This is a genomic window from Photorhabdus kayaii (genome assembly GCF_025384895.1).
Taxonomy (GTDB): Bacteria; Pseudomonadota; Gammaproteobacteria; order Enterobacterales; family Enterobacteriaceae; genus Photorhabdus; species Photorhabdus kayaii.
Genome location: NZ_JAJAFZ010000118.1, coordinates 1 through 6312, shown reverse-complemented (window position 1 = coordinate 6312; position 6312 = coordinate 1). Strand labels below are relative to the sequence as shown.

The window sequence follows — 6312 nt, the reverse complement described above, 5'->3', positions numbered from 1 at the left end:
GGCGTTAATAAGTGGTTTTGCGGGTTAAGGGGAGAACATGAGATGACGACAGCGATTGAACATTTACAGGACATTCAGTTAACCCACATTGAAGCGCTGGCCCTGGCCCAACTGGTTAAGCGGCTGAACTGGTCAGAGATACGGGCTTGCGCGGTGAATGATGAGGAAGCGTATCAGATCAAAGATGCGATCTCTAAGCTTCAATCTGCTCTGGCTTACCGTGGATATGCACCAAGGTAGATCATAAAAAGGCCGGAAGATCTCGGGGATCTTCCGGCTTTATTAATTAACTAGCATTATATATATCGTGCAGATTACTATTTTTATTTAAGTTAACTATACTTTCCTTTTTATAGGTCAATATTAGCTCACCTTTATTTTCATCATTTTCTATTGCACGTACACCATCAATAACACAAAGAATACCGAACAATGTATTATCAGCTACTATTCTTATTATTTTATTGATTATCTCTTTCTCTTCCTTCGATTTTTCATTATAAAAATCAGATAGTTCAATTAGTTCCCTTTGTGGTTTTCTACCTGGGGGAGATTCAAGTATTGAGATAGTGTCTTCGATAGCAGCATCTCTTACTACAAGCTTTAATATATCTACAAATAGTTGAGAATTCATCTTATTACCTTATTTTAGTGAAGGCTTCTGGATACATTTCTTTATTTAAATTGTGCAAATCTTTTATTGCTGAAGGAGGAGCATTAGTATAATTGCGCAAGTCTCTAATATCTTTTGCCAATAAATCTCTAGCCGATCCCGTATATGGTCCTTTCATTGTAGGAATCAGTTTATGTTCTCCTCTAGGGAGAGCTATTGATGGAGCTACTTTAGGATCATAACCAGTAATTACTTGCCCCGCAGGATGTTTTTGAGCCGCATGGTGGATATCTAATTTATCACCCACCTTAGAACGTCTCTGTAAATCATAGAATGTACTAACTTCATATTTTTGTGTTGGACAACCCGCCAACCCGAATGGGTCAATCCAATTCACCGGATCATGGACATAGCTGTACGGGTTAAATCCGCCACTAAGATTCAAAGGGTCCGGCGATAAGTACTGGCCTGTTTCCCTCTCGTAATAACGGTGCCGGTTATAAAATAAACCGCTTTCCGTGTCTTCATATTGGCCACAAAACCGGAGGTTACACGTCAGGTTGCGCGGGTCATTGACCGTCAGCACCGGCCAACATTCCGGCTCGCCCCAGGTGAGCAGTCGTCCGGCCCATATCAGCTCCCCGGCTTCGGTCAGAATTTCCCGCACCGTTCCTTGGTGATCACTCACCACATAGTATAGCTGACCTTTTTCATGCCGTGCCAGCGGGGTCAGGGTACCCGGCTCATACAGCCAGTGAATGCTGTTCTCATACCCGACGGTGCCGTCCGCATATACCGGCGTCTCTTCAATCAGCTGCTCCCCGCTCCACAGGTAATCATAGCCGATTATCGCGGTCGGTTTCACCGGCGGTCCGGCGGTGTCTGTCTCCTTCCGCTTGCTAATCCGTCGCCCGAAGGCATCATAGCCATAACGCCAGCGGGTGCCTTCCGGGCTGATAACCCCGGTTAGCCGGTCTTGCGCATCCCAGCGGTAGCGCCAGGTCCGCGGCCGGTAGCCCCGTCGCTGCTCGGTCTTCTCTGTCCGTCGCCCGTTTTCATCGTAGCGATAAGCGCAGGCCCCGTGCTGAATCACCCGCCCCGCCTGCTGGGTGTGGTAGCTCTGGCGCAGGTCTTCACTGAGCCGTTCCGGTACCCGTTTTTGGTAATGCAGATGCTGGCCGGCATCATACACAAACTGTTCGTCACAGGCCCGCGGGCCGCCAAACTGGGCGGTCACCACCTGGTCATTGGCATTGTAGCCGTAGCGCGTCTCGTCCCAGCGGGGGTCTTCAATGCAGGCCACGTTGTAGGCCGGGGTGTAATGCCAGTGGCGGGTGACCGCGCTGCCCCGCGGCGGGAAATGCGGGTCGGCCTCGTACAGCGTCTGTTTAAACCAGTCGGAGCTGCGCCCGGCGGTCTGATGGGCCAGCAGCCCGACCGGGGTGTAAGCCTGTGACTGGATAAAACCGGCGGCGCTTTCCCGCGCGATTTCCCGGCCCAGCCCGTCATGCTGCATCTGCAACGGGGCATGGCCGTCAAGCTGCCACTGCATCAGCCGGCCATTAAGGCCGTAGTACCAGCTGACCGCGGGCTGGGTGCCCACCTGGCGGCCGGTGGGCAGGCCGCTTTGCGGGTCCCACTGATGGCTGACGACACGCCCGTTAATCGTCTCCTGGGTCAAACGGCCGGCCTCATCGTATGCAAACGCCACCACCGCGTCCGGGTTAGTGGCCCGGACCAGTCGTCCCTGCGCGTCGTGGTCGTAGGTGGTGACTGAGCATAACGCGCAGCGGTCATCCTCTTCCTGCCACGCTTCCTGGCGGGTCAGGCGGTCGTCGTCGGTGTAACACCAGCGCAGCAGCTGGTGATTGGGGTAACGGGCAGTCAGGCGGCGCCCGGCCGCGTCATACTGATAGTGAATCGTCCGGCCGGTAAAATCGGTTTCGCTAATCACCCGCCCGGCCGAGTCACGGGTGTAATGGTAAGTTTCACCGGTTTCGTTGGTCACGGTTTTCAGGCGGGTCAGTCGGTCATAGCCGAAGGTCAGGGCCGTGCCATCCGGGCGGGTGAGGTGGCTGAGCCGGTCAAAGGCGTCATAGGTATAGCGGGTGGTCCGGCCTTCCCCGTCAGTCACCGCCGAGACCCGGCGCTCGCTGTCGTAGTCAATGGTCTGCCGGAGGCCGTCCGGTAAATGTATCTCGCTGACACTGCCCGCCGGGCTGGCATGAAACGGGCTGTGGTGATAATGGGTCTGCTGATGTAACGCGTCGGTGACCCGCAGCAGCCGGCCCAAGCCGTCGCTGTCAAACCGGGTCAGGGCGCCGTCCGGGGCCTGAATTTCACTGAGCTGCTGCCGTTCATAGCCGTAGCGCCAGGCGCGGCCGTCGGGCAGGACCTGGCGCAGGATTTCCCCGCGCGGGCCGTAACGGGTCTCTTCAACCCGCCCCTGGGGGTCGATAACGCTGTCCAGGTTGCCCTGTTCGCTGTAATGCAGTCGCCAGCGGGCGCCATCCGGCTGAGTGACCTGGGTCAGCTGGCCGTATTCATTGTAATCGTAAGCGGTGAGGTCCCCGATGGGTGACAGCCAGCCGGTCAGCTCGCCGTAAGGGCTATACTCATACGCCGTGGTCCGGCCCAGCGGGTCGGTTTCGGCGACTTTGTGACTGAAATCCCATTCGGTCCGGGTTTCATGGCCGAGCGGGTCGACCTGGCGGGTCACTAAGCCGTCGGCGTTATAGTGGTAGCGGGTACAGCCGCCTTCGGCATCGAAATAGGTGGTGATGTTATGGTCGTCATCGTATTCAAAACGGTCCTGCCAGTATCCCTGCGGGGTGGTGGTGGCCGTCACCCGGCCCGCTTTGTCATAGTGCACGGTGACATCGGTTTTATCGGTGTCGTGCCAGCGGGTCATGTTCCCCTGCGGCGTGTATTCATGCCACAGGTGGTGAAACTGAAAGGTGTCACATTCCGCCAGATACCCTGGGTTATCATAGCGGCAGGTCACCAGCCGCTGGCGCTGTGCGGCGTGCAGCCAGTCAATGGCCGTGAGCTGCTGGTGTTCGTAGTGCAGCGCCAGGGTCGTGGTGTCGGCATGGACCAGGCGGGTCAGGCGGTGGTGTTCATCGTAATGAAAGACGGTCTGGTTGCCGTTGCGGTCCTCTATCAGGGACAGGCGGCGTTTATCCCCCTGGACCTCAGCAAAGCTCAGTATCTGCTGGGCGCGGCGGTTAAACAGGCGCAGCTCGCCGTCGCGTTGCCCGTACAGCAGGTAATGGCCGGCATGCAGGTTGACCGAGAAGACGTTTTCCGTCGGGGTATGGAAGGTGTAAATCACCCCTTCGCCGTCGGTGAAATGAGTCTCCTCGCCGTCGCGGCGCAGGTGCTGCGACCAGTCATCGGCCCATTTGGGGCCGAACAGCCCGGCCAGGGCGGCGGTGGAGCGGTAAGTCCGGTTCAGGGTCAGCGGCAGCACCCCCGGCAACGCCAGCACCGGCCAGACCTGTAGGAAGTCGCCGGTCGCCACGTCTACCGGCTCCCCGGCTTTGCTGCAAAGCTGACGGTCACAGCCGGTTTTTTTCACCGACGGGGCAGGTTCCGCCCCGGATTTGGCTTTGCCGCCGTTGCCTTTCCGGCCAAGCGGCAGCGGGAGCACGCCGGCAATGGCGACCAGCCAGCGCAGGTCTTTGTTGTTGGCGGTCAGGATAGTCAGGGCCTCACCGGTTTGCGGGGTGATGGCAATTGAGGCCGCCGCGCTGTTGATATTGGCGTCGCAGGCGGTGCGGTGGCCCAGCCGGGCAATCGGCTTGCCGTTGGCAAACACCGTTTTGGCGCCTTCGGCAATCACCACCGGGCCGGGGTGGTCGCTGCACGCAATTTTGTCCCCTTGCCGGGCCACCGGCTGACCTTCAAAAAAGACATTGGGCGAGCCTTCGACAATCTGGCCCTTATTCGCCCCATACTGCCCGAGTGCCGCGCCCACGGCCGAGACCAGTCCGCCGACAAAACCGCCTGCCAGCCCGGCCGCCGCCCCGGCCACCACGGCCATCGCCAGGCCGCCGGTCGCCACAATTAACCCGCCGACGGCCACCGCCGCCAGCGCGCCGAGCACCACGCCGCCCAGCGCCCCCCATAATCCGGCGCTTTTATTCTGGTGGGCAATCGCATCCCCCAGGCGGGCCGGGGCCTGGCCTTCGGTAGCGACGGTGCGCAGGCCCATGTGAGGGCCTAGAATCCCCATCACGCCATGCGTAAGGCTTTCGCCGATATCATTGCCTATCTGCGCCCCCAGCTTCCCGGCGGCCACCCCGGCGACCAGCGGGAGGGCGGCGGAGGCGCCGCCTACCGCAACGGTATACGTTATCGCCGCCGCCAGCGAATGACGCTGAAAATCCTCACTTTCCAGATAATTCAGCGCCGTATCGGCCGACGCGCTGCTTTCGGTCGGTGGCGGAGCATTCCCCGCGGCGGTCGTCTCTGGTCTGGTTGCGCGCTGCGCGGCGCCGGCCCCCAGCCAGGCCATCATCAATACACTCATGACCCCTCCCGGACATTATGGCTCATCACTAAAACGGGGCTGAAACGAGGTCATGATAGTGAGCCGCTGTTTTAGCTGGATTGAGGGCATGTTGCATGTTAGACCGCCAGCGCTTTGAGCACTCAGGCGGTCAGAGATTTGTTCGGCGCTAAATCGCCTGCATTGGTTTTTTTGGAATGACATCACGCTTCCCTTATCATTTTTGAGGTTTACAACGCACAGCACAGTTGCCCGGCATGCGGCGCGTAGTTATAAGCTACCCAAGGGTCAAAGAGCCTCGGGCAAGTTACGTCAGAACTATAAAGGCGCTAGCAGTTTGTCGCTGATAGTCTTATTGATAACCTGTATGAACAGACAACGTCGGGGATATTCCATTGCTGTTAAGATAACTGAACTGATAAGTCATTTTATGTGTTTAATATCCAGTCAGGAACATATAACAAAAAACTTATGTTGTCCCGTCTGCTTGGGTGATGAACATTTTATTAACTTAATAAATGTGACATAAATCCCAAATTTTTTAACCAGCTGCGCTCACCAAAAATCTGAATTTTATTAAATGGAAGCAACGGACACCGCATTATGCTGTATCTGCTTTTAGCGCTTCGATTATCACTATTAAGTTTTCATTAATCATAAAACGAAAAAATGTGTACTGACCGTTTTCATGGACATTAAACTCTTTTTTATCACATTTTGCTACCACCGTCAGGGTTTTAACGCTGTTTTTACTGTCTTTAACATTTCGTTTTAGCGCTTTTTATTGACTTCGTAACGTTAAGATTCACTCAGATTAAATCATGTGCTTTGTCGTTTTTTATGTGATTTGAAAGCAAAGCGTGACAGAAATTTTCACTCATTCAGGTAAGATAAGGTACGCTTTATCTGCATATGATAAAACCGTCGTTAAAAAACCGGTTATGGTTTGTCAGTGTCGTTTTAACATCTGGAAAAAATAGTCCGCGTATTATGAAAAAGCAGGTAAAAACTTTAATCATTAAAGGTGAAAATAAGTGATTAAGGTTTTTAAAAAACGGGTAAAAAATTCGCTGCTATATTGATATTGAAAGAGAAAACATCAGGCAAAACCGGTCCTGAGTTGATTCACAACGTGACCGCGTTAATCCAATAATAAGAGTAAAAATATTTAACCGGATTAACTCAA

At 54.9% G+C, this 6312-nt stretch carries 3 protein-coding genes; 1 reads left to right on the top strand and 2 read right to left on the bottom strand.

The annotated features are described in order from the left end of the window. Nucleotides 1-42: 42 nt before the first annotated feature. On the top strand, nucleotides 43-240 hold the full coding sequence (locus tag LGZ98_RS22750) for a DUF7706 family protein (RefSeq protein WP_228940707.1): 198 nt from the start codon (nucleotides 43-45) through the stop codon (nucleotides 238-240). A 46-nt stretch (nucleotides 241-286) separates the two neighbouring features. Here LGZ98_RS22750 and LGZ98_RS22745 read toward each other — a convergent pair whose 3' ends face one another. Together LGZ98_RS22745 and LGZ98_RS22740 are read right to left on the bottom strand one after the other, a co-directional pair. Beyond that, complete coding sequence (locus LGZ98_RS22745) at nucleotides 287-634, bottom strand: hypothetical protein (protein ID WP_011147332.1); 348 nt, start codon at nucleotides 632-634, stop codon at nucleotides 287-289. A gap of 4 nt (nucleotides 635-638) precedes the next feature. Next, nucleotides 639-5147, bottom strand: a complete 4509-nt coding sequence (locus LGZ98_RS22740) for an RHS repeat-associated core domain-containing protein (RefSeq protein WP_262978642.1) — start codon at nucleotides 5145-5147, stop codon at nucleotides 639-641. Nucleotides 5148-6312: the final 1165 nt, after the last annotated feature.

What these genes read in the sequence shown, in the direction of transcription:
- LGZ98_RS22745 (WP_011147332.1), bottom strand. Translation starts at nt 634, where the DNA reads ATGAATTCTCAACTATTTGTAGATATATTAAAGCTTGTAGTAAGAGAT.
- LGZ98_RS22740 (WP_262978642.1), bottom strand. Translation starts at nt 5,147, where the DNA reads ATGAGTGTATTGATGATGGCCTGGCTGGGGGCCGGCGCCGCGCAGCGC.
- LGZ98_RS22750 (WP_228940707.1), top strand. Translation starts at nt 43, where the DNA reads ATGACGACAGCGATTGAACATTTACAGGACATTCAGTTAACCCACATT.